Genomic DNA, 22,506 nt, shown 5'->3' with positions numbered 1-22,506 from the left:
CCTTACGCGGGACCCGCTTCAAAACAGCCTCACCCCGTCGGGTGAGGCTTTTGTGCAAATGGAGGAAAGTGATGAGTCTGGAAACCTGGCTGCTGTTCAGCGGCGCTGCGCTGATAGTGATCCTGATCCCGGGGCCGCTGTCTTTGCTGATGATCAGCAACAGTCTGAATTACGGCCTGCGCCGCTCTTACCCGGCCTTTCTCGGCGGCGTGTCGGCATCGATCTGCCTGCTCAGTGCTTCGGCGCTGGGCCTGGGTGCGTTGTTGCTGGCTTCGGAACAGCTGTTCAGCGCCCTGAAGATTGTCGGCGCACTGTATCTGTTCTACCTCGCCTGGCAGAGCTGGCAGCAATCGCGCCAGCCTTCCCACGGCGCTGAAGTGCCGCAGGCAGCACCGGTGCCTCGCTTTCGTGCACTGTTCGGCCGTGCCTTCATGCTCGGCGCCAGCAATCCGAAAGACATACTGTTCTTCGCCGCTTTCCTGCCGCAGTTCTTGAGTGCCGAACAACCGTTCCTGCCGCAACTGCTGGTGATGATTGCGACCTGGACCGTGCTTGATCTGCTGTGCAAGCTCGCCTACGGCCTCGGCGCCCATGGTGCGGCGCGCTATCTGCGCAGCGGCAAGGGCCAGAGCTGGTTCAACCGGATCAGTGCGGGGTTGTTTGGTGGTGCGGGTGCCGCGTCGCTGCTGAGCCGCTAAGAGCCAAAAGCTAAAGCTTCGCGAGCAAGCCCGCTCCCACATTGGAACGCATTCTCCTGTGGGAGCGGGCTTGCTCGCGAAGACGGCTTCACAGGCACCGGTTTTCTCAAGACGAAAAAAAGCCCGCAGTGTGAGCGGGCGAAAGACCAAAGAAGCTATATGCGCAGTCGCTTCCAGGGTGCAGCAGCTGCCTGGGGGATCAGCTGCCGCGATAGGTGGAGTAGCTGTAAGGCGAAATCAACAACGGCACGTGGTAGTGATCCTGTTCGGCAGAGATGCCGAAACGCAGCACCACGACATCCAGAAACGCCGGCTCCGGCAGTTTTACACCACGGGCGCGGTAGTAATCGCCGGCATGAAACTGAACCTGATAGACCCCGGTGCGGTAGTCATCGCCTTGCAGCAGCGGTGCATCGACACGGCCATCGCTGTTGGTGACGGCAGTGGCGACCAATTCCAGCTGCGAACCTTCAACGCGGTACAACTCGACCTTGATCGAGCTGCCCGGGCAACCGTGTGCTGCGTCCAAAACGTGTGTAGTCAAACGTCCCATTGATTCTGCGCGCCTGCCTGCGTGGAGCAGTCAGACTTCGCGCCTCCCGAAGTCAGTTGAAAAGGAGACCGCACCGATTCGAAGCACGAAAAGCTGCGGCGAGCGACTGATTAAGACATTTTTCAAAAAAATTGTACACAATAAAAACGACATATTTCGCATTACCCCCGCCCTCTGCATATTTACCGTCGATTCCCCGCCAAACCGCACAGCCTTTGAACCCTTCAATCAATAATTGACCAGTCAGGCAGATTTCTTGCAGGCTCACGCCAATAGCAGTAAAAGATGACAGTCGGTGAAAAATGCGAAAAATCAGGCTTACAAAGTGAATATAAAGCTGTATACAATCAGCCCATCGCTGTGACGCAAGCCTGCCATCCAATTTTCAGCTGCGTCACACCAACCGTCATCATCGAATAAGAAGGAAGCCTGCAGTGAGCGCTGACTACCCACGCGACCTGGTCGGTTACGGCAGTAACCCTCCTCACCCCCACTGGCCGGGCAATGCCCGCATTGCCTTGTCGTTCGTACTCAATTACGAAGAAGGCGGCGAGCGCAACATCCTGCATGGCGACAAAGAGTCCGAAGCGTTCCTCTCGGAAATGGTTTCAGCCCAGCCGCTGCAAGGCGCGCGCAACATGAGCATGGAATCCCTTTACGAGTATGGCAGCCGTGCCGGCGTCTGGCGGATTCTGAAACTGTTCAAGGAATTCGACATTCCGCTGACCATCTTTGCCGTGGCCATGGCCGCCCAGCGTCACCCGGACGTGATCCGCGCCATGGTCGATGCCGGCCACGAGATCTGCAGCCACGGCTATCGCTGGATCGACTACCAGTACATGGATGAAACCCAGGAACGCGAGCACATGCTCGAAGCGATCCGCATCCTCACCGAGATCACCGGTGAGCGTCCGCTGGGCTGGTACACCGGCCGCACCGGCCCGAACACCCGTCGCCTGGTGATGGAAGAAGGCGGTTTCCTCTACGACTGCGACACCTACGACGACGACCTGCCCTACTGGGAGCCGAACAACCCGACCGGCAAGCCGCACCTGGTGATCCCGTACACCCTGGACACCAACGACATGCGCTTCACCCAGGTCCAGGGTTTCAACAAGGGCGACGATTTCTTCGAATACCTCAAGGACGCGTTCGACGTGCTCTACGCCGAAGGCGCCGAGGCACCGAAAATGCTGTCGATCGGCCTGCACTGCCGCCTGATCGGCCGTCCGGCGCGTCTGGCCTCGCTCAAGCGCTTTATCGAATACGCTAAAAGTCATGAACAGGTGTGGTTCAGCCGTCGCGTCGACATCGCGCGCCACTGGCAGGAAACCCACCCGTACCAAGGGGCCGCGAAATGAGCGCCTTTCAAACATTGAAACCATCGACATTGAGCCGCGACGCCTTCGTCAAAGCCTTCGCCGACATCTACGAACATTCGCCATGGGTGGCCGAGAAGGCCTTCGACCTGGGTCAGGACGCTGCGATCGACCAGATCGAAACCCTGCACCAGCGCATGAGCGACATCCTGTTGAGCGCCGATCACACAAGCCAGCTGGCCCTGATCAACGCTCACCCGGACCTGGCCGGCAAAGCCGCCGTCCAGGGCCAGTTGACCGAAGCCAGCACCCATGAACAGGCTGGCGCCGGTATTCACCAATGCACGGCCGAAGAGTTCCAGCGCTTCACCGAGCTGAACGACGCCTATAAAGCCAAGTTCAAGTTTCCCTTCATCATGGCGGTAAAAGGCAGCAACCGGCATCAGATCCTCGCAGCGTTCGAAACGCGCATCCACAACCCGGTCGACACCGAGTTCAAGTGCGCGCTGGCGCAGATCAACAAGATCGCCCTGTTCCGATTACTGACCCTATAGCAAGCCTGGCCCAGGCATTTCATGAACGCCGAAATCAACCTGGGCCTCGCAAGCATCCCAAGCCACTTATTTAAAGGCAGACAAGAAGAATGAAAGCTTACGCCGTACCTTTCGAGAAGTTCGTCAACCTGGCCGATGCCCGCCTGGGCACCAAAATCATCTCGGTCACCGATGACTGGTTCGCAGACGCCAACCGTCTGTTCCAACCGACCCCGGCCGTATGGAAGGAGGGCGTGTTCGATGACAACGGCAAGTGGATGGATGGCTGGGAGTCGCGCCGCAAGCGCTTCGAAGGCTTCGACAGTGCCGTGATCCGCCTGGGCGTACCGGGTTCGATCAAGGGCGTCGACATCGACACTTCATTCTTCACCGGCAACTTCCCGCCATCGGCGTCCCTGGAAGCGTGCTTCCTGGCGTCGGGCGAGCCTGATGAAAACACCCAGTGGACTGAAGTGCTGTCTGCCGTCGAGCTGCAAGGCAACAGCCACCACTACCACGAAATCAACAACGATCAGGCGTTCAGCCACCTGCGCTTCAACATCTACCCGGATGGCGGCGTGGCCCGTCTGCGTGTGTATGGCGTGCCATTCCGCGACTGGTCGGCGATCGGCGACAACGAGCAAGTCGACCTTGCCGCSGCCCTCAATGGTGGTCGCGCCCTCGCCTGCTCCGACGAACACTTCGGCCGCATGAGCAACATCCTCAACCCGGGCCGTGGCATCAACATGGGCGACGGCTGGGAAACCGCGCGTCGTCGTACCCCGGGCAATGACTGGGTCATCGTCGCGCTGGGTCACGCCGGCGAAGTCGAGAAAGTCATCGTCGACACCCTGCACTTCAAGGGCAACTACCCGGACAGCTGCTCGATCCAGGGCGCATTCGTGAAGGGCGGCACCGACAGCCAGATCGAAACCCAGTCGCTGTTCTGGCGCGAACTGCTGCCAAGCCAGAAGCTGGAAATGCACGCCGAACACACCTTCGCCGAGCAGATCAAGGCACTGGGCCCGATCACCCACATCCGCCTGAACGTGTTCCCGGATGGTGGTGTGAGCCGCCTGCGCGTACTGGGCAAGGTCGCTAAATAAGCGCTGAACCCAATCGCGAGCAAGCTCGCTCCCACAGGGGATTGCATTCCAAATGTGGGAGCGAGCCTGCTCGCGATGACAATAGAACCAACAACACAGAATTCGGATAAGAACAGCATGCGCACACTGACGATTGAACCGCTGACCAAAGAAGCCTTCGCCCCTTTCGGTGACGTGATCGAAACCGACGGCAGCGATCACTTCATGATCAACAACGGTTCGACCATGCGCTTCCATAAACTGGCTGTGGTCGAAACCGCTACGCCAGAGGACAACGCGATCATCAGCATCTTCCGCGCCGACGCGCAGGACATGCCGCTGACCGTCAGCATGCTGGAGCGCCATCCGCTGGGCAGCCAGGCTTTCATTCCGCTGCTCGGCAACCCCTTTCTGATCGTGGTCGCGCCACTTGGCGATGAACCTGTATCAGGCTTGGTCCGCGCCTTCGTCACCAACGGCAGGCAGGGCATTAATTACCATCGCGGCGTCTGGCACCACCCGGTGCTGACGATCGAAAAGCGGGATGACTTCCTGGTGGTTGATCGCAGTGGCACAGGCAATAACTGCGATGAGCATTTTTTCAAAGAGGATGAGCGTTTGATCCTCGCCCCCCACCAATAAGAGAAGGTCTGATCACTCGACAACAGAGTGACAGGCGAGAGGTAAAGACTGTGGAAGCACATCTGTTGGAATGGCTGAACCTGAGCGTGCGCTGGGTTCACATGATTACTGGCGTGGCCTGGATCGGTGCGTCGTTCTACTTCGTCTGGCTGGAAAACAACCTCAATCGGGTCAACCCGAAAAGTGGTCTGGCCGGTGATTTGTGGGCGATCCACGGCGGCGGTATCTACCACCTGGAAAAATACAAACTGGCTCCACCGACCATGCCGGACAACCTGCACTGGTTCAAATGGGAAGCCTACTTCACCTGGATGTCGGGGATCGCGCTGCTGTGCGTGGTGTTCTACTCCAACCCGACGCTCTACCTGCTGGCTCCGGGCAGCACCCTGAGCGGTCCTGAAGGCGTGGCCATCGGTCTCGGCTCGCTGTTCATCGGCTGGTTCATCTACTCCTTCCTGTGCGACTCGGCCCTGGGTAAACGCCCTGCCCTGCTAGGTTTCATCCTGTTCGTCCTGATCATCGGCGCGGCCTACGGCTTCAGCAAAGTGTTCAGCGGTCGCGGTGCGTACCTGCACGTCGGTGCGATCATCGGCACCATCATGGTCGGCAACGTGTTCCGCATCATCATGCCGGCGCAACGCGCACTGGTGGCGGCGATTGCCGAGAACCGCACGCCCGATCCGGCCCTGCCGGCCAAAGGCCTGCTGCGTTCGCGTCACAACAACTACTTCACCTTGCCGGTGCTGTTCATCATGATCAGCAACCACTTCCCGAGCACCTACGGCAGCCAGTACAACTGGTTGATCCTGGCCGGGATCGCGGTACTGGCGGTGTTGGTGCGTCACTACTTCAACACCCGTCACGACAGCCACAAGTTTGCCTGGACCCTGCCGGTGGCAGCCGTGGGCATGATCAGCCTGGCTTACGTCACCGGCCCTGCGCCGTTGAACAGCCCGGAAGTGGCCAAGGCGCCAGCGAAGATCGAATACCAGCCGCTGCCGGAAACCGCAGTGGGTGGTGGTTTGAAACCCGCTGAAGCCAAACCTGCAGAAGCACCAGCCGCCGCCCCGGCGCAAGCGTCCAACGCCGGCCCTGGCTTTGACAAAGTGCACAGCGTGATTCAGGAACGTTGCGCCGTTTGCCATTCGGCCAAGCCAACCAGCCCGCTGTTCAGTGCGGCCCCTGCCGGTGTGATGTTCGACACCCCCGAGCAGATCCGCCAGAACGCAGCACGGATCCAGGCACAAGCTGTCACCAGCCAGATCATGCCACTGGGCAACATCACGCAGATGACCCAGCAGGAACGTGACCTGATCGGTGCCTGGATTGTGCAGGGAGCCCAGACCAATTAATCGTTAAAAGCATCGCGAGCAAGCTCGCTCCCACATTGATTTTGTGTCGATCACAAATCCCCTGTGGGAGCGAGCTTGCTCGCGATTGGCCGCGCCGCGGTCAGCCTGATGCACAAAATCACAAGAATAAAAAAGATCCGAGGTGTTGCATGTCCGAGCTATCCGCAGCGCGCATCCCCGACGCACCCGCCATTCAGCGTTTGCCCCTCTTGCAACTGATCCTGGTCGGTTTGCAACATGTTCTGCTGATGTACGGTGGTGCCATCGCGGTACCGCTGATCATCGGACAGGCCGCTGGCCTGAGTCGTGAAGAAATTGCCTTCCTGATCAACGCCGACCTGCTGGTAGCGGGTATCGCCACCATCGTCCAGTCCCTCGGCATCGGCCCCATGGGCATTCGCATGCCGGTGATGATGGGCGCCAGTTTCGCCGCCGTCGGCAGCATGGTCGCCATGGCCGGCATGCCCGGTATCGGCCTGCAAGGGATCTTCGGCGCAACCATCGCTGCCGGTTTCTTCGGCATGATCATCGCCCCGTTCATGTCCAAAGTCGTACGCTTCTTCCCGCCGTTGGTGACCGGCACGGTCATCACCTCGATCGGTTTGTCACTGTTCCCTGTGGCCGTGAACTGGGCCGGTGGCGGTGCCAGCGCCGCTCAATTCGGTTCGCCGATTTACCTGACCATCGCCGCGCTGGTGCTGGGCACCATTTTGCTGGTGCATCGCTTCATGCGCGGCTTCTGGGTCAATATTTCCGTGCTGATCGGCATGTGCCTGGGATACGTGCTCTGCGGCCTGCTCGGCATGGTCGACCTCAGCGGCATGGCTCAGGCGCCATGGCTGCAATTCGTCACCCCGCTGCACTTCGGCATGCCGAAGTTCGAACTCGCGCCGATCCTGTCGATGTGTCTGGTGGTGGTGATCATTTTCGTCGAGTCCACCGGGATGTTTCTGGCGCTGGGCAAGATCACCGGCCAGGAAGTCTGCCCACGGATGCTGCGTCGCGGCTTGCTGTGCGATGCCGGCGCCTCGTTCTTCGCCGGGTTCTTCAACACCTTCACCCACTCCTCCTTCGCCCAGAACATCGGCCTGGTGCAGATGACCGGCGTGCGCTGCCGCTCGGTGACCATCGTTGCCGGCGGGTTGTTGATCGTCCTGAGCCTGCTGCCCAAAGCCGCGTTTTTGGTGGCCTCGATTCCTCCGGCAGTACTGGGTGGCGCAGCGATTGCGATGTTCGGCATGGTCGCCGCCACCGGGATCAAGATCCTGCAGGAAGCCGACATCGGTGACCGTCGCAACCAGTTGCTGGTGGCGGTGAGCATCGGCATGGGCCTGATCCCGGTAGTACGCCCGGAGTTTTTCGCCCACCTGCCCGTGTGGATGAGCCCGATCACCCACAGCGGCATCGCCATGGCCACGCTCAGTGCCCTGACCTTGAACCTGCTGTTCAACATCCTCGGCGGCAAAGAACGCGCCGCGATCAACGACTGCCACGCTCATACGCATTGACTCGCAAACACACGCCCCCTGTAGGAGCGAGCCTGCTCCGGGCGGCGTTCCGACGATGAACCCGAGAACACCGCGTTTATCCAGATAACACGCGTAATCGTTGACGACCATCGCGAGCAGGCTCGCTCCTACAGGGCAAGGGCTGCCTGCGCCTCAAAAATAAAAACAAGAGGGAGCAACAGATGATTCGGACACAAACCAACCTGCTGTTGGGTGCTGGCCTGCTGGCCGCGAGTCAGGCCATGGCCGGCGATTTACTGCTGTGGCAGACCAACAGCCTGAGCTACCTGTACGGAAAGAACTACGCGATCAACCCACCGATCCAGCAGACGATAACCTTCGAACACGCCGACCGCTGGAAGTACGGCGACAACTTCATGTTCATCGACAGCACCTGGTACAACGGCGACAAAGACCGGAACAAAGGCGCTCACGCCTATTACGGCGAGTTCAGCCCGCGTCTCTCCTTCGGCAAGATCCTCGACCGCCGTTTCGAATTCGGCCCGATCAAGGACGTGCTGCTGGCCATGACCTACGAAAACGGCGAAGACGACACCGAGGCCTACCTGATCGGCCCCGGTTTCGACCTCGCGGTACCGGGCTTCAACTTTTTCACCCTGAACTTCTATTACCGCCAGACCGAAGGTTCGCGCCCTGGCGATGATGTCTGGCAAATCAGTCCGGCCTGGTCCTACACCCTGCCACTGGGCAGCTCGAACCTGTTGATCGACGGCTACATCGACTGGGTGGTGGATAACGACCAGAACGCCCGCGGCACCTATCACGCCAACCTGCACTTCAACCCGCAGATCAAGTACGACCTGGGCAAAGCCCTGGGCTGGCGCGAGAAACAGGTGTATGTCGGCACCGAATACAGCTACTGGAAGGACAAATACGGCGTCCAGGACAGCTCCCGTTTCAACACCAATGAAAACACCGCCAGCCTGCTGGTAAAGGTGCACTTCTAATGCTGCTCCGCAACCGTGCCCCAAACCTGTCGTCGGTGCGCCGTTGCGGAGCACTTGAGACCTGGCCGAGGAGTCAGTATTCTCCGCGGCCGCCCGAATCCGGTTTAAAAAAAAGCCCGGATGTAAAACCTGACCAGCAGGCCAACTTATCCCGGCGCTGGCAGGAACCAAGGCACTCCAAAACCCCTCTCAATCGACCGCTCTTGAGCCGTCGAGCGGGAGTTTTTTTGCTTTTTGAAAGCCTTGGCCCAGCTCTTGCTCACAGCGCTAAAGCTGACCGAATGGATAATTTTTTTCAGCTACAGAAACAGGCGCCACACCAGAGCGCCGACTTTAAAAAAATAACGTGGAACCACCTACTTTTTGGGAGCAACCGAATGAAACGTACGTGCACTAGCCTGATGCTGGCAGGATCGATGCTGGCCGGGGGCCAGGCCATGGCCGGCGATTTGCTGCAATGGCAGAACAACAGCCTGTCCTACCTCTACGGTAAAGACTTCAAGGTCAACCCGCACATTCAGCAGACCGTGACCTTCGAACACGCCGATGGCTGGAAGTACGGCGACAACTTCTTCTTCATCGACAAAATCTTCTACAACGGCAAGGAAGACGCCTTCGCTGGCAAGAACACCCACTACGGTGAGTTCAGCCCACGCCTGTCGTTCAACAAGATCTTCGACCAGAAGTTCGAGTTCGGCCCGATCAAGGACGTGCTGCTGGCCATGACCTACGAGTTCGGTGAAGACGATACCGAGTCCTACCTGATCGGCCCTGGTTTCGACCTGGCCATCCCGGGCTTCGACTACTTCCAGTTGAACTTCTACAACCGCCACACCGAAGGCGACCGCCCGGGCGACAATGTCTGGCAGATCACCCCGGTCTGGTCCTACACCATCCCGGTGGGCGAATCGAACATCCTGATCGACGGTTTCATGGACTGGGTAGTCGACAACGATGTGAACAAAAATGGCGAATACCACGCCAACCTGCACTTCAATCCACAGGTCAAGTACGATCTGGGCAAGGCGCTGAATTTCGGTGCCAAACAGTTGTATGTCGGTGTTGAGTACGACTACTGGTCGAACAAATACGGGATCGACGATTCCAAGGCCTTTAACACCAATCAGAACACGACGAGCTTCCTGGTGAAGTTCCACTTCTGATCCTGCTGTAACCGGCGTCTGCAAGGACGCCTTCGCGAGCAGGCTCGCTCCCACAGGGATTTGCGTCGTACGCCGAATTCGAATTCGGCGCAAATCTTTGTGGGAGCGGGCTTGCTCGCGAATGCCGCACCGCCGCTATCAAGCCGAAACCACCGCCTCGTTAATCCCCAGAAACCGGCACAACTCCCCACGCTTGGCCAACGCATCGCGCCGCCCCAGCTCGATCAATTCGCTGCAATACCCCGCCTCGAACAGCAGATAGCTCAATACCCCCGCCCCGCTGGTCTTGGTCGCACCCGGCCCGCGCAAGAACAGGCGCAGCGCCGGTGGCAGTTCCTGGCGATGGCGTGCGGCAATCTCGTCGATCGGCTGACTCGGTGAAATCACCAGCACGTCCACCGGCGCCACGCCCAAGGCACGGGTTGGCGTACCGTCGGGCATCAGGTGACTGAACTGATTCAGGCGCTGCAACAGTTCGATATCACTTTCCAGGCTGTCAATGAACGTACTGTTGAGCATGTGCCCGCCGATTTGCGCCAGTGTCGGCTGCTGACCGGTGTAGCTGCGCTGCAAGGGTTGTTGCGGGTCGAACCCGCGGGGGTTGCCGCTGACGCCCACCACCAGCACCCGACTGGCGCCCAGATGCAGCGCCGGACTGATCGGTGCCGACTGGCGCACTGCACCATCACCGAAATACTCTTCGCCGATTTTCACCGGGGCGAACAGCAGCGGAATGGCCGAACTGGCGAGTAGATGTTCAACGGAAAGCCGGGTTGGAACGCCGATGCGTCGATGGCGCAACCAGGCATCGATCTTGCCGCCGCCCTGATAGAAGGTGACTGCCTGGCCGGACTCATAGCCGAACGCGGTGACCGCCACCGCATGCAATTGCTTCTGTGCGATCGCTTCGGCGATGCCGCCCATATGCAGCTTGTCATGGAGCAAATGCCGCAGCGGAGAACTGTTGAGCAACGCCACCGGCATGTGTGCACCGATGCCAAGCAAACTGTGGCTGACAAAGCGGCTGGCCTGGCGGATCACCCCGGGCCAGTCGCTGCGCAACACCAGATGACTGCGAAAGCCCTGCCAGAAGGCCGTCAGGTGTTCGATGGCGCTACGAAAGTCCATTGCCCCGCTGGCGAGGCTGACTGCGTTGATCGCGCCCGCCGAGGTGCCGACAATCACCGGAAACGGATTGCTCGCCCCCGGCGGCAGCAATTCGGCAATCGCCGCCAGCACCCCGACCTGATAGGCCGCCCGAGCCCCGCCGCCGGAAAGAATCAACCCTGTAACCGGTTCGCCTGGACTCATGCACAACTCTCCATGGTGCTTGATGGAATTTCGTTGTTTCGACCTGTTCCCTTGTAGGAGCTAGCTTGCTTGCGATGGACGCTAACGATGACGCTGGGAGCCTGACGCCCCGTGGCGCTCTCTGGTCCATCGCGAGCAAGCTCGCTCCTACAGGAGAGCGGGATTCAACCGCGTTTGGCGTACAGCTTGGGCTCGCCCGGCGGACGGCTCTTGAAGCGGCGGTGGGCCCACAGGTATTGCTCGGGATGTTCGCGCAGAACAGCTTCGATCCATTGGTTGATGCGGATGCAGTCGTCTTCTTCGGTTTCACCGGGGAAGCCTTCGAGCGGCGCATGAATCACCAGGCGATAACCGCTGCCGTCCGCCAGGCGCTCCTGGGTGAACGGCACCACCAGTGCCTTGCCCAGCCGCGCAAACTTGCTCGTGGCGGTGACGGTCGCCGCCTGAATGCCGAACAGCGGCACGAAAATGCTTTGCTTGGCGCCGTAGTCCTGATCCGGTGCGTACCAGATCGCCCGGCCCGAGCGCAGCAATTTGAGCATGCCGCGCACGTCTTCGCGCTCCACCGCCAGCGAGTCGAGATTGTGGCGCTCGCGGCCCTGGCGCTGGATATAGTCGAACAGCGGATTTTTGTGCTCGCGGTACATGCCGTCGATGGTGTGCTGCTGACCGAGCAACGCGGCACCGATTTCCAGCGTCGTGAAGTGCAGCGCCATCAGGATCACGCCCTTGCCCTCGCGCCGGGCCTTTTGCAAATGCTCCAGCCCTTCGACATGAGCCAGGTTCGCCAGGCGTTTACGCGACCACCACCAACTCATCGCCATCTCAAAAAAAGCGATGCCGGTGGAGGCGAAGTTTTCCTTGAGCAGGAGTTTGCGCTCGGCGGCGTTTTTTTCAGGAAAACACAGTTCCAGGTTGCGCTTGGCGATGCGCCGTCTGTCGCCGGCCACCCGATACATCAATGCACCCAGAACACGACCGATCCACAACAGTGCCGGATACGGCAACTGGACGATCAGCCACAACAGCCCCAAGCCACACCATAGCGGCCAGAAACGTGGAGATAGAAATGCTTTTCGAAAACGCGGGCGGTCCATTAATGCTTCCGGAATGACAATGGCCGCGCATTCTACATCGTTCGACCCGGCTTGCGGCCTGCGGGCGTTCTCGTTATAAGTCTCGGCACTTTTAGTGACAAGTCGTTGTATGCCGACCATGAGCCAAACCGAACCGCTAGACCAAGATCCCGTGTTCCAGTTGAAGGGCAGCATGCTGGCCATTACGGTGCTGGAACTGGCCCGTAACGACCTCGAAAGCCTTGATCGGCAACTGGCCGCCAAGGTCGCCCAGGCGCCCAACTTCTTCAGCAATGCGCCGCTGGTACTGGCCCTGGACAAACTCCCGGCCAACGAAGGCGCGGTCGATCTGCCAGGTCTGATGCGCGTTTGCCGCCAGCATGGCCTGCGCACCCTGGCGATCCGCGCCAGCCGCATCGAAGACATCGCCGCCGCCATTGCGGTGGACTTGCCGGTGCTGCCACCGTCCGGCGCCCGGGAACGGCCACTGGACCTGACCGAAGGCGAGCCGAAGAAAAAACCGGAAAAACCGCCCGAGCCGACCATCAAGCCGACGAAAATCATCACCTCGCCAGTACGTGGTGGCCAGCAGATTTATGCCCAGGGCTGTGATCTGGTGGTGATCTCCTCGGTCAGCCCGGGGGCGGAACTTCTCGCCGATGGCAACATCCATGTATACGGCCCGATGCGGGGTCGCGTGTTGGCCGGCGTCAAGGGCGACACCAAGGCGCGGATTTTCTGTCAGCAAATGAGTGCTGAACTGATTTCCATCGCCGGGCATTACAAGGTTTCCGAAGATCTGCGCCGCGACCCGTTATGGGGTTCGGGTGTGCAGGTCAGCCTGTCCGGCGACGTGTTGAACATCATTCGGCTTTAACGGATACTGCCGCATTTTCCAAGCATCTCTAAAACGTAGCGAAAACGGCTCAAACGAAGTAGGAAAAAGGCCGAAAGCAGTGTTTACCGGGGGTAAACGCCGCTCAAAACCGGATTCCAGCCAAGGCTGTCCGACTGCAGTAGTTTTTCAGGAGATGTTTTTCAGGGACTGAAAAGTCCTTCTTCCTTAGGGGTGAAACACCTTGGCCAAGATTCTCGTGGTTACATCCGGCAAGGGTGGTGTGGGTAAGACCACCACCAGCGCCGCTATCGGTACCGGCCTCGCTCTGCGCGGTCACAAAACAGTTATCGTCGACTTCGACGTGGGCTTGCGTAACCTTGACCTGATCATGGGTTGCGAGCGCCGCGTGGTGTATGACTTCGTCAACGTGGTCAACGGCGAAGCCAACCTGCAACAGGCCCTGATCAAAGACAAGCGCCTGGAAAACCTCTACGTGCTGGCCGCCAGCCAGACCCGCGACAAAGACGCGCTGACCGTCGAAGGCGTGGAAAAAGTCCTGATGCAACTCAAGGAAGACTTTGAGTTCGTGGTCTGCGACTCCCCGGCAGGTATCGAGAAAGGCGCCCACCTGGCCATGTACTTCGCTGACGAAGCGATCGTCGTGACCAACCCGGAAGTCTCCTCGGTGCGTGACTCCGATCGCATGCTCGGCCTGCTGGCCAGCAAGTCCCGTCGTGCCGAACGCGGCGAAGACCCGATCAAGGAACACCTGCTGATTACCCGTTATCACCCGGAACGTGTGAGCAAAGGCGAAATGCTCGGCGTAGAAGACGTCAAGGAAATCCTTTCGGTGACCCTGCTCGGCGTGATCCCTGAATCCCAGGCGGTGCTCAAGGCATCCAACCAGGGTGTTCCAGTGATTCTCGACGACCAGAGCGATGCCGGCCAGGCCTACAGCGATACCGTTGACCGCCTGCTGGGCAAGACCGTGGATCATCGATTCCTCGATGTACAGAAGAAGGGATTCTTCGAGCGCCTGTTTGGAGGCAACTAAGCAATGAACCTTTTTGACTTCTTTCGTGCCAACAAAAAGCAAAGCACCGCGTCGGTAGCGAAAGAGCGTCTACAGATCATCGTGGCGCACGAACGCGGCCAACGCAGTACCCCGGACTACCTGCCGGCCTTGCAGAAGGAACTGGTCGAGGTGATCCGCAAGTACGTCAATATCGGGTCCGATGACGTGCATGTCGCACTGGAAAGCCAGGGCAGCTGCTCGATTCTGGAACTCAATATCACCCTGCCAGATCGCTGAGTCGATCCGCCAGGAGCCACGGCGGTTGCAGGAGCGAGCTTGCTCGCGAAGATGTGTCAGCCACATTGATTTCGCTGACACTCCTTCGCGAGCAAGCTCACTCCTGCAGCCGCCGTTGGCATTTGTTACGAGGCTGTTTTAATGCCGTTGTCCAACGTTCACATCATCCATCAGGACGCCGCCGTATTGGTGGTGAACAAGCCGACCCTGTTGCTCTCTGTCCCTGGCCGGGCCGATGACAACAAGGACTGCCTGATCACCCGCCTGCAGGAAAACGGCTACCCGGAAGCGCGAATCGTCCATCGGCTGGACTGGGAAACTTCCGGCATCATCCTGCTGGCCCGCGACCCGGACACCCATCGCGAGCTGTCCCGGCAATTTCACGACCGCGAAACCGAAAAGGCCTACACCGCCCTGTGCTGGGGTCAGCCGGAACTCGACAGCGGCAGCATCGACCTGCCCTTGCGCTACGACCCGCCGACCAAACCACGGCATGTGGTCGACCATGAATTCGGCAAACATGCGCTGACCTTCTGGCGCGTGCTCGAACGTTGCGGCGACTGGTGCCGCGTCGAACTGACACCGATCACCGGCCGCTCCCACCAGTTGCGCGTGCACATGCTCTCGATCGGTCATCCGCTGCTGGGTGACGGGCTCTACGCCCATGAACAAGCGCTGGCGGCCTGGCCGCGCCTGTGCCTGCACGCGAGCATGCTCACCTTCACCCATCCGCAAAGTGGCGAGCGCCTGCGCTTCGAGTGCCCGGCACCGTTCTGAAACAGATGTAATCCCTGTGGGAGCGGGCTTGCTCGCGAAAGCGGTGTGACAGTCACTATTGATGTTGTCTGACACTACGCCTTCGCGAGCAAGCCCGCTCCCACAGGGGATCTCCTCCAGATTCGATTTCGATGGCCAGCCCCAAAATCAGTGCGACGCCATTTACCAAGCCAATACGTTAAACTGGCGCCACTGCTGTCTGGAGCTACTTTATGCGCGAAGAGTTGAACCAAGGCCTGATCGATTTCCTCAAGGCCTCCCCTACCCCGTTCCATGCCACCGCCAGCCTTGTTCAGCGCCTGGAAGCGGCGGGCTATCAACGCCTCGACGAGCGCGAGCCGTGGTATACCGAAGCCAACGGTCGCTACTACGTCACCCGCAACGACTCTTCGATTGTCGCAATCAAAATGGGCCGTCATTCGCCGCTGCATGGCGGTATTCGCCTGGTCGGCGCCCACACCGACAGCCCGTGCCTGCGCGTCAAGCCGCAACCGGAGCTGCAACGCCAGGGCTTCTGGCAGTTGGGCGTCGAAGTCTATGGCGGCGCGCTGCTGGCGCCGTGGTTCGACCGTGATCTGTCCCTGGCCGGCCGCGTAACCTTCCGGCGTGATGGCAAGGTCGAGAGCCAGTTGATCGACTTCAAGGCTCCGGTCGCGATCATTCCGAACCTGGCGATTCACCTCAACCGTGAAGCCAACATGGGCTGGGCAATCAATGCCCAGACCGAACTGCCGCCGATCCTCGCGCAATTTGCCGGTGACGAGCGTGTGGACTTCCGCGCGGTGCTCACCGATCAACTCGCCCGCGAACACGGCCTGAACGCCGACGTAGTGCTCGATTACGAGCTGAGCTTCTACGACACCCAAAGCGCTGCGGTCATCGGTCTGCACGGTGATTTCATCGCCGGCGCGCGCCTGGACAACCTGCTGTCGTGCTACGCCGGCCTGCAAGCGCTGTTGACGACCGACACCGATGAAACCTGCGTGCTGGTCTGCAACGACCACGAAGAAGTCGGTTCCTGCTCGGCCTGTGGTGCCGATGGCCCGATGCTTGAGCAAACCTTGCGTCGCCTGCTGCCTGAAGGGGATGAATTCGTACGCACCATTCAGAAATCCCTGCTGGTTTCGGCTGACAACGCCCACGGCGTGCATCCGAATTACGCCGACAAACACGATGCCAACCACGGCCCGAAACTCAATGCCGGCCCGGTGATCAAGGTCAACAGTAACCAGCGCTACGCCACCAACAGCGAAACCGCCGGATTCTTCCGCCATCTGTGCATGGCTGAAGAAGTGCCGGTGCAGAGTTTCGTTGTGCGCAGCGACATGGGCTGCGGCTCGACCATCGGCCCGATCACCGCCAGCCATCTGGGTGTACGCACCGTGGACATCGGCCTGCCGACGTTCGCCATGCACTCGATCCGCGAACTGTGYGGCAGCCATGACCTGGCACATCTGGTCAAGGTGCTGAGCGCGTTCTACGCCTGCCGCGAGTTGCCGTAACCCCCGCAATACTCTGTAGGAGCGAGCTTGCTCGCGATGGACGCTAACGATTACCCGTGTTTTCTGGATAAACGCGGCGCCCTGAAATCCATCGTCGGATCGCCGCCCGGAGCAAGCTCGCTCCTACACACATCACACACCGGCCGCGTCAAAAGCCGCCTAGACTTCAAGTATCCATTCGACAAGGCTGTCTCCATGATTTCGATGTCTACCTTTCACGCCATGCTGGTCCCGATTCTTGCAGGGATGATCCTGCTGGCCGTCGGCTTCAACTTTCGCGACAAAAATGCCGGTGTGTTCACCATGTGGATCGGCATGCTGAGCATCCTCGCGACCGTGGTGATCAAGATCCTCGCCAAACTCAACGAATAATTCATCACCCTTGGCTCGCATTGATTTTGACGGGCTCGTACACTCGGTCGATCCGCTCCTTGCGAGGTTGACCGCCTAGTGTTCGCTCGTCTTTTTGCCCTGCCGTGCTTTTTCCTTGTCTGCCTGATGACGCTGCTGCCAGTGGCGCCTGCCCAGGCGGTCGGCCTGCCAAGCCTGCTCAGCGGCCAGGCCAAGGCGCAGCCCGAAGCACAGGAACCGCTGGGGCAATCCCTGGACGAAGTGATCAAGTCACTGGAGAACGATCAGCAACGCAGCAAACTGCTGGCCGATCTGAAAAAGCTCCGTGACGCCACCCAAAAGGCCCAGCCGATTACCGAAGAAGGCGTGCTGGGCTTGATTGGCGGAACCCTGGCCACTATCGAGAAGAAGTTTTCCGGCGACGACAGTCCGCTCACTCGCTGGTCCAGCGAGTTCGATCAGGCCAAGGAAGAACTGGTGGCGCTGGCGCTGCCGGCCAATGAATGGCTACCCATGCTCTTTGCCTTTGCCATGATCCTGATGGTCTGGAGCCTGCTGGCCGCCGCACTGATCTGGATAAGCCACCGCGTGCGGATGCGTTTCGGCCTGACCGAAGAACTGCCGCAGCACCCCCGAGCCCTGGACATGTTGCGCTTCGCCTTGCGCAAGCTCGGGCCATGGTTGATCGCCCTGGTGATCACGGTATACATGAGCTACGCCCTGCCCTCGTCCCTGGGTAAAAGCCTGGCCATGGTGCTGGCCTATGCACTGGTGGTCGGCACCTGCTTCTCGGCCATCTGCGTGATTGCCTTCTCCCTGCTCGACGGTCCACACCGCCACCGCGCCTTGTACATTCTGCGGCACCAGGCGTTTCGGCCGCTGTGGCTGATCGGCAGCTTCGCCGCGTTTGGCGAAGCGCTGAGTGATCCAAAACTGGTCGACAGCCTCGGCAGCCATCTGGCCCACACTGCTGCCACGGTTGCCAACGTCCTGGCAGCCTTGTCCACCGCCCGGTTCATCTTGCGTTTCCGCCGCCCGATCGCCCACCTGATCCGCAACCAGCCGCTGTCCCGGCGCCTGACCCGCCGCGCCCTCAACGACACTCTGTCGATTCTCGGCACCTTCTGGTACGTACCGGCGCTGGTGCTGGTGGCCATTTCCCTGTTCGCGACGTTCATTTCCGCCGGTGACACCAGCACTGCCCTGCGCCAGTCGCTGATCTGCACCGTGTTGCTGGTGTTGTGCATGGTCATCAACGGCCTGGTACGCCGCCACGCCCTCAAGCCCCAGCGCGGCATCCGGCGTTACGCCGTGTATTCGGAGCGGCTGAAAAACTTCTTCTACACCATCCTCCACCTGTTGGTGTGGCTGGCCTTTATCGAGCTCGGCCTGCGGGTCTGGGGCATGTCGTTGATCCGCTTCACTGAAGGCGATGGCCATGAAGTCAGCGTCAAACTGTTCAGCCTCGCCGGTACGCTACTGTTCGCCTGGCTGATCTGGATTCTCAGCGACACCGCCGTGCACCACGCCCTCACCCGTTCGCGCAAAGGCCTGGCCAATGCCCGCGCGCAAACGATGATGCCGCTGATCCGCAACGTGTTGTTCGTGGCGATTTTCATCGTTGCGTTGATTGTCGCGCTGGCGAACATGGGCATGAACGTCACACCGCTGCTGGCCGGTGCCGGTGTGATCGGCCTGGCCATTGGTTTTGGCGCACAATCACTGGTAGCCGACCTGATTACCGGGTTGTTCATCATCATCGAAGACTCACTGGCCATCGACGACTACGTGGATGTCGGCGGCCACCTCGGCACAGTCGAAGGCCTGACCATCCGCACCGTGCGCCTGCGAGATATCGATGGGATCGTCCACACCATTCCGTTCAGCGAAATCAAAAGCATCAAGAATTACTCCCGGGAATTCGGCTACGCGATCTTCCGCGTAGCAGTGCCCGCCAGCATGGACATCGACAACGCAATCAAACTGATGCGCGAAGTCGCCCAGAAAATGCGCACCGATCCGCTGCAGCGGCGCAATATCTGGTCGCCGCTGGAGTTTCAGGGAGTGGAAAGTTTCGAGTCGGGCAACGCGATCCTTCGCGCCCGCTTCAAGACCGCGCCAATCAAGCAGTGGGAGGTTTCACGGGCGTTCAATCTTTCGCTGAAACGACATATGGATGAAGCCGGACTGGATCTGGCGACACCGAGGATGAGTATTCAGGTGATGACTGCGGGCGGTGGGCAGGAAAAACTGGAGTGACTGGCAGGACGCCATCGCGAGCAAGCTCGCTCCCACACTGGTTCTCAGGTGCGATTCAATTCCCTGTGGGAGCGAGCTTGCTCGCGATGGGGACGACTCGATGTTCCGGACAAACCAAATCAGTCAAACCACATCCACACCGACATGAATCGCATCATGCCGCCAGAACTCCAGGTCACAGTCGATCAACCGCTCATGCTGGTCATAGTTGACCCGGGCAATCTGCAAGCCCGGGCTACCCACCGATACCTTCAATGCCGCCGCCGCATCCACCGACAACGCCGTGGGCACAATCTCGAAGCGCACCCGGCCGTAGTGCAAGTCGTAATGCCGCGCATACAACTCGGTGATCGACTGATTCAAATCGAAATCGAGGATCCCCGAAAAGTACTGCGGGTTCAGGTAGTGCTCCACATACAGGACCAGCCGCCCGTCGATGCGCCGCGAGCGGCAGATCTGGATCACGCTCGACAGCGCCGGCAATTGCAGCCAGGCACACACCGCCGCCGATGCCGGTTGCAATCGCGCCGAAATCACCTCGGTGGACGGAACCCGCCCCTGGGCGCTGACCATCGCGTGAAAGTGGCTGCGCTGCATGAGGTTGTACGCCAGGCGTGGCGGCGAGACGAACCAGCCGCGACGCTCCTCTCGATAAATCTGCCCCTGTGACTCCAACTGCAACAACGCTTCACGCAAAGTGATCCGCGTCGTGCCGAACAATTCACTGAGCTTGCGCTCGGCCGGCAATTTGCTGCCAGGCGCCAACAGACCGTGGTCGATCTGTTCCTGAAGCACTTGGCCAATGGCTGTCACCGCTTTTGTTGCCTCGTCACGCATCAATGTTACCTATCTGGACTAGACCAGCACCAATTCGGGGCAGAACCGCAGCGCAAACCGGCTCATTCAATAGTCTGCAAGCGTAGGCAGCGTAGATGACCGAGATGTGACAAAGCTGCCCAACGGTCGCCATTCTCTGGCTTCCTTATCTTTCAACAACCTGCAATTCATCGGCCAAGTCCCTTGCCTGCCGGGGCCTTGACCATGGTCTACGCTTAGCAGGCCACCCGCGATAGCGCTCAACAAAAAGTCATCCCGGGCGACGAGCGACATCAAAGTGTCATCCAGCCCCCTTAAATTGGCTCAGGTATTGCTGACCTAGACCAACACAAACCGCAATCGCAGCGTTGAACACGACCCAAGGAGCTTCGGAATGAAAAAGCTTTTCCTGGCATCACTGTTAGGCTCGACCATCGCAATGTGCACTGCCGCCATGGCGGCTGATGATCTGAAAACCCTGGAAGCCGCTGCAAAAGCGGAAGGCGCCGTCAACAGCGTCGGCATGCCCGATGACTGGGCCAACTGGGCCGGCACCTGGAAAGACCTGAGCGACAAGTACGGCCTCAAGCACATCGACACCGACATGAGCTCGGCCCAGGAGATCGCCAAGTTCGCCGCGGAAAAAGACAACGCCAGCGCGGACATCGGCGACGTCGGTGCAGCTTTCGGCCCGATCGCGGTCAAGCAAGGCGTGGTCCAGCCTTACAAGCCTTCCACCTGGGAACAGGTTCCAGCCTGGGCCAAGGACAAGGACGGTAACTGGGCACTGGCCTACACCGGCACCATCGCTTTCATCGTCAACAAGAAGTTGCTGCACGGTTCCGAAGCACCAACCAAATGGGCTGACCTCAAGACCGGCAAATACAAGGTCTCCATCGGCGACGTGAGCACCGCGGCCCAGGCAGCCAACGGCGTACTCGCCGCGGCACTGGCCAACGGTGGCGACGAGAAGAACCTCCAGCCTGCCCTGCTGATGTTCGCCGACATCGCCAAGCAAGGTCGCCTGTCGATGTCCAACCCGACGATTGCCACCATGGAAAAAGGCGAAATCGAAGTCGGCGTGGTCTGGGACTTCAACGGCCTGAGCTACAAGGCCAAGATGGCCAACCCGGATGACTACGTGGTGCTGATCCCGTCCGACGGCTCGGTGATTTCCGGCTACACCACCATCATCAACAAGTACGCGAAGAACCCGAACGCCGCCAAGCTGGCCCGCGAATACATCTTCAGCGACGCCGGCCAGATCAACCTGGCCAAGGGCAACGCCCGTCCGATCCGTGCCGAGCACCTGACCCTGCCAGCCGAGGTGCAGGCCAAGCTGCTGCCTAACGAGCAGTACAAGAAAGTGACGCCGATCAAAGACGCGGATGCGTGGGAAAAGACCTCCAAGGGTCTTCCTCAGAAGTGGCAGGAAGAAGTCATCATCAATATGCAGTAACCGGGAAGATCCCCATTTCGGGATCTGATGGCGATCCCTGTAGGAGCGAGCCTGCTCGCGATAGCGGACTGACCGTCGACAACGATGCGACTGTTCCTCCGCGATCGCGAGCAGGCTCGCTCCCACAAGGGATTGATTGCGTACTTGAATTATCTGTTACACGGAGTTTTTGCCCCTATGAAGCACAACGTCATCCTTGTCGTGCTCGACGGCCTCAACTACGAGGTCGCCCGCCACGCCATGGGGCACCTGCAGGCGTACGTCGGCGCCGGACGCGCCGCCCTCTATAAACTGGAGTGCGAGTTGCCGGCCCTGTCCCGACCGCTTTACGAATGCATCCTGACCGGCGTTCCGCCGATCGACAGCGGTATCGTCCACAACAACGTTTCGCGTCTGTCCAACCAGCGCAGCATTTATCACTACGCCACCGCTGCCGGCCTGACGACCGCAGCGGCGGCCTATCACTGGGTCAGCGAACTGTATAACCGTTCGCCCTTCGTGGCGGCCCGGGATCGCCACACCGACAGCCCGGAACTGCCGATCCAGCACGGCCATTTCTACTGGAACGATCACTACCCGGACTCGCACCTGTTCGCCGACGCCGAAAACCTGCGTCTGCGCCATGCGCCGAACTTCCTGTTGATCCACCCGATGAACATCGACGACGCCGGGCACAAGCACGGCCTCGACACACCGCAGTACCGCAACAGCGCGCGCTCGGCCGACATCATCCTGGCCGACTACCTGCAAGGCTGGCTCGATGCCGGCTATCAGGTGCTGGTTACCGCCGACCACGGCATGAACAACGACCGTTCCCACAACGGCCTGCTGCCGGAAGAACGTGAGGTGCCGTTGTTCGTGCTCGGTGACGCATTCAGCTTCGACGCCGGCGCCGCGCCGAAACAGACCGAGATCTGCGGCACCGTCTGCGAACTGCTGGGCGTGCCTCACGACAAACCGGTCTGCCAGGAGTTGCTCAAGTGA

General features: G+C 59.8%; 22 protein-coding genes. 18 read left to right on the top strand and 4 right to left on the bottom strand.

Going from position 1 to position 22,506, the window contains the following annotated elements; translation table 11 throughout:
• The first annotated feature begins 71 nt into the window (after window positions 1-71).
• A complete protein-coding gene (locus tag AB4Z35_RS16430; protein ID WP_442098128.1) occupies window positions 72-698 on the top strand; it encodes a LysE family translocator in 627 nt (208 codons plus the stop codon).
• 199 nt (window positions 699-897) lie between these two features.
• Here AB4Z35_RS16430 and uraH read toward each other — a convergent pair whose 3' ends face one another.
• Window positions 898-1,251: a hydroxyisourate hydrolase gene (gene uraH, locus AB4Z35_RS16425; RefSeq protein WP_008017679.1), complete on the bottom strand. Its 354-nt coding sequence runs from the start codon at window positions 1,249-1,251 to the stop codon at window positions 898-900.
• A 434-nt stretch (window positions 1,252-1,685) separates the two neighbouring features.
• On the opposite strand from uraH, the gene puuE reads away from it, so the two are divergent.
• The 8 genes from puuE to AB4Z35_RS16385 all read left to right on the top strand — a co-directional run bounded on the left by puuE (window position 1,686) and on the right by AB4Z35_RS16385 (window position 9,821).
• Window positions 1,686-2,612, top strand: a complete 927-nt coding sequence (puuE, locus tag AB4Z35_RS16420; protein ID WP_007974927.1) for an allantoinase PuuE — start codon at window positions 1,686-1,688, stop codon at window positions 2,610-2,612.
• Entirely contained in the window at window positions 2,609-3,124 is a 516-nt protein-coding gene (gene uraD, locus AB4Z35_RS16415) for a 2-oxo-4-hydroxy-4-carboxy-5-ureidoimidazoline decarboxylase (RefSeq protein WP_442098127.1), read from the top strand. Before puuE ends, uraD begins: the two co-directional genes overlap by 4 nt.
• Window positions 3,125-3,213: 89 nt before the next feature.
• The gene (gene alc, locus AB4Z35_RS16410; RefSeq protein ID WP_007988149.1) at window positions 3,214-4,209 is read left to right on the top strand and encodes an allantoicase; all 996 of its coding nucleotides are present in this window, start codon (window positions 3,214-3,216) and stop codon (window positions 4,207-4,209) included.
• Between the two features lie 117 nt (window positions 4,210-4,326).
• A complete protein-coding gene (locus AB4Z35_RS16405; RefSeq protein WP_085723223.1) occupies window positions 4,327-4,830 on the top strand; it encodes an ureidoglycolate lyase in 504 nt (167 codons plus the stop codon).
• Window positions 4,831-4,880: 50 nt separating this feature from the next.
• Window positions 4,881-6,182, top strand: a complete 1,302-nt coding sequence (locus AB4Z35_RS16400) for a urate hydroxylase PuuD (protein WP_442098126.1) — start codon at window positions 4,881-4,883, stop codon at window positions 6,180-6,182.
• A 149-nt stretch (window positions 6,183-6,331) separates the two neighbouring features.
• Window positions 6,332-7,690 carry a nucleobase:cation symporter-2 family protein gene (locus tag AB4Z35_RS16395; RefSeq protein WP_442098125.1) on the top strand — a complete coding sequence of 453 codons (1,359 nt, stop codon included), beginning with the start codon at window positions 6,332-6,334 and terminating at the stop codon, window positions 7,688-7,690.
• A gap of 182 nt (window positions 7,691-7,872) precedes the next feature.
• Window positions 7,873-8,658: an outer membrane protein OmpK gene (locus tag AB4Z35_RS16390; protein ID WP_442098123.1), complete on the top strand. Its 786-nt coding sequence runs from the start codon at window positions 7,873-7,875 to the stop codon at window positions 8,656-8,658.
• Window positions 8,659-9,035: 377 nt separating this feature from the next.
• Entirely contained in the window at window positions 9,036-9,821 is a 786-nt protein-coding gene (locus AB4Z35_RS16385; protein WP_442098121.1) for an outer membrane protein OmpK, read from the top strand.
• 138 nt (window positions 9,822-9,959) lie between these two features.
• Here AB4Z35_RS16385 and AB4Z35_RS16380 read toward each other — a convergent pair whose 3' ends face one another.
• Together AB4Z35_RS16380 and AB4Z35_RS16375 are read right to left on the bottom strand one after the other, a co-directional pair.
• The gene (locus tag AB4Z35_RS16380; protein ID WP_442098120.1) at window positions 9,960-11,132 is read right to left on the bottom strand and encodes a patatin-like phospholipase family protein; all 1,173 of its coding nucleotides are present in this window, start codon (window positions 11,130-11,132) and stop codon (window positions 9,960-9,962) included.
• Window positions 11,133-11,296: 164 nt separating this feature from the next.
• Window positions 11,297-12,229, bottom strand: a complete 933-nt coding sequence (locus AB4Z35_RS16375) for a lipid A biosynthesis lauroyl acyltransferase (protein ID WP_442098119.1) — start codon at window positions 12,227-12,229, stop codon at window positions 11,297-11,299.
• Between the two features lie 118 nt (window positions 12,230-12,347).
• Here AB4Z35_RS16375 and minC point away from each other — a divergent pair, with 118 nt between their 5' ends.
• From minC to AB4Z35_RS16340, 7 genes are all read left to right on the top strand, one after another.
• Window positions 12,348-13,085 (top strand): septum site-determining protein MinC, encoded by a 738-nt coding sequence (gene minC / locus AB4Z35_RS16370; protein ID WP_046037759.1) that lies wholly within the window; start codon window positions 12,348-12,350, stop codon window positions 13,083-13,085.
• Window positions 13,086-13,287: 202 nt separating this feature from the next.
• A complete protein-coding gene (gene minD, locus AB4Z35_RS16365; protein ID WP_007974946.1) occupies window positions 13,288-14,100 on the top strand; it encodes a septum site-determining protein MinD in 813 nt (270 codons plus the stop codon).
• A 3-nt stretch (window positions 14,101-14,103) separates the two neighbouring features.
• Window positions 14,104-14,358 carry a cell division topological specificity factor MinE gene (gene minE, locus AB4Z35_RS16360; RefSeq protein WP_007974947.1) on the top strand — a complete coding sequence of 85 codons (255 nt, stop codon included), beginning with the start codon at window positions 14,104-14,106 and terminating at the stop codon, window positions 14,356-14,358.
• 141 nt (window positions 14,359-14,499) lie between these two features.
• Window positions 14,500-15,135, top strand: a complete 636-nt coding sequence (locus tag AB4Z35_RS16355) for an RluA family pseudouridine synthase (RefSeq protein ID WP_007988158.1) — start codon at window positions 14,500-14,502, stop codon at window positions 15,133-15,135.
• Window positions 15,136-15,347: 212 nt separating this feature from the next.
• Window positions 15,348-16,637 carry a M18 family aminopeptidase gene (locus tag AB4Z35_RS16350; protein WP_007999675.1) on the top strand — a complete coding sequence of 430 codons (1,290 nt, stop codon included), beginning with the start codon at window positions 15,348-15,350 and terminating at the stop codon, window positions 16,635-16,637.
• A 195-nt stretch (window positions 16,638-16,832) separates the two neighbouring features.
• Entirely contained in the window at window positions 16,833-17,009 is a 177-nt protein-coding gene (locus AB4Z35_RS16345; protein ID WP_007999677.1) for a hypothetical protein, read from the top strand.
• Window positions 17,010-17,087: 78 nt separating this feature from the next.
• On the top strand, window positions 17,088-19,247 hold the full coding sequence (locus AB4Z35_RS16340; protein ID WP_442098117.1) for a mechanosensitive ion channel family protein: 2,160 nt from the start codon (window positions 17,088-17,090) through the stop codon (window positions 19,245-19,247).
• Between the two features lie 123 nt (window positions 19,248-19,370).
• On the opposite strand, the gene AB4Z35_RS16335 is transcribed toward AB4Z35_RS16340, so the two are convergent.
• Window positions 19,371-20,084: a UTRA domain-containing protein gene (locus AB4Z35_RS16335; protein WP_442098115.1), complete on the bottom strand. Its 714-nt coding sequence runs from the start codon at window positions 20,082-20,084 to the stop codon at window positions 19,371-19,373.
• Window positions 20,085-20,457: 373 nt separating this feature from the next.
• Here AB4Z35_RS16335 and AB4Z35_RS16330 point away from each other — a divergent pair, with 373 nt between their 5' ends.
• Entirely contained in the window at window positions 20,458-21,522 is a 1,065-nt protein-coding gene (locus AB4Z35_RS16330) for an ABC transporter substrate-binding protein (protein WP_007999681.1), read from the top strand.
• 177 nt (window positions 21,523-21,699) lie between these two features.
• Complete coding sequence (locus AB4Z35_RS16325) at window positions 21,700-22,506, top strand: alkaline phosphatase family protein (RefSeq protein ID WP_442098114.1); 807 nt, start codon at window positions 21,700-21,702, stop codon at window positions 22,504-22,506.

This window comes from Pseudomonas sp. KB_15, from assembly GCF_052114525.1.
Lineage (GTDB): Bacteria > Pseudomonadota > Gammaproteobacteria > Pseudomonadales > Pseudomonadaceae > Aquipseudomonas.
Note: the sequence above shows the minus strand (reverse complement) of the source record. Positions and strands in the feature narration are given on the sequence as shown.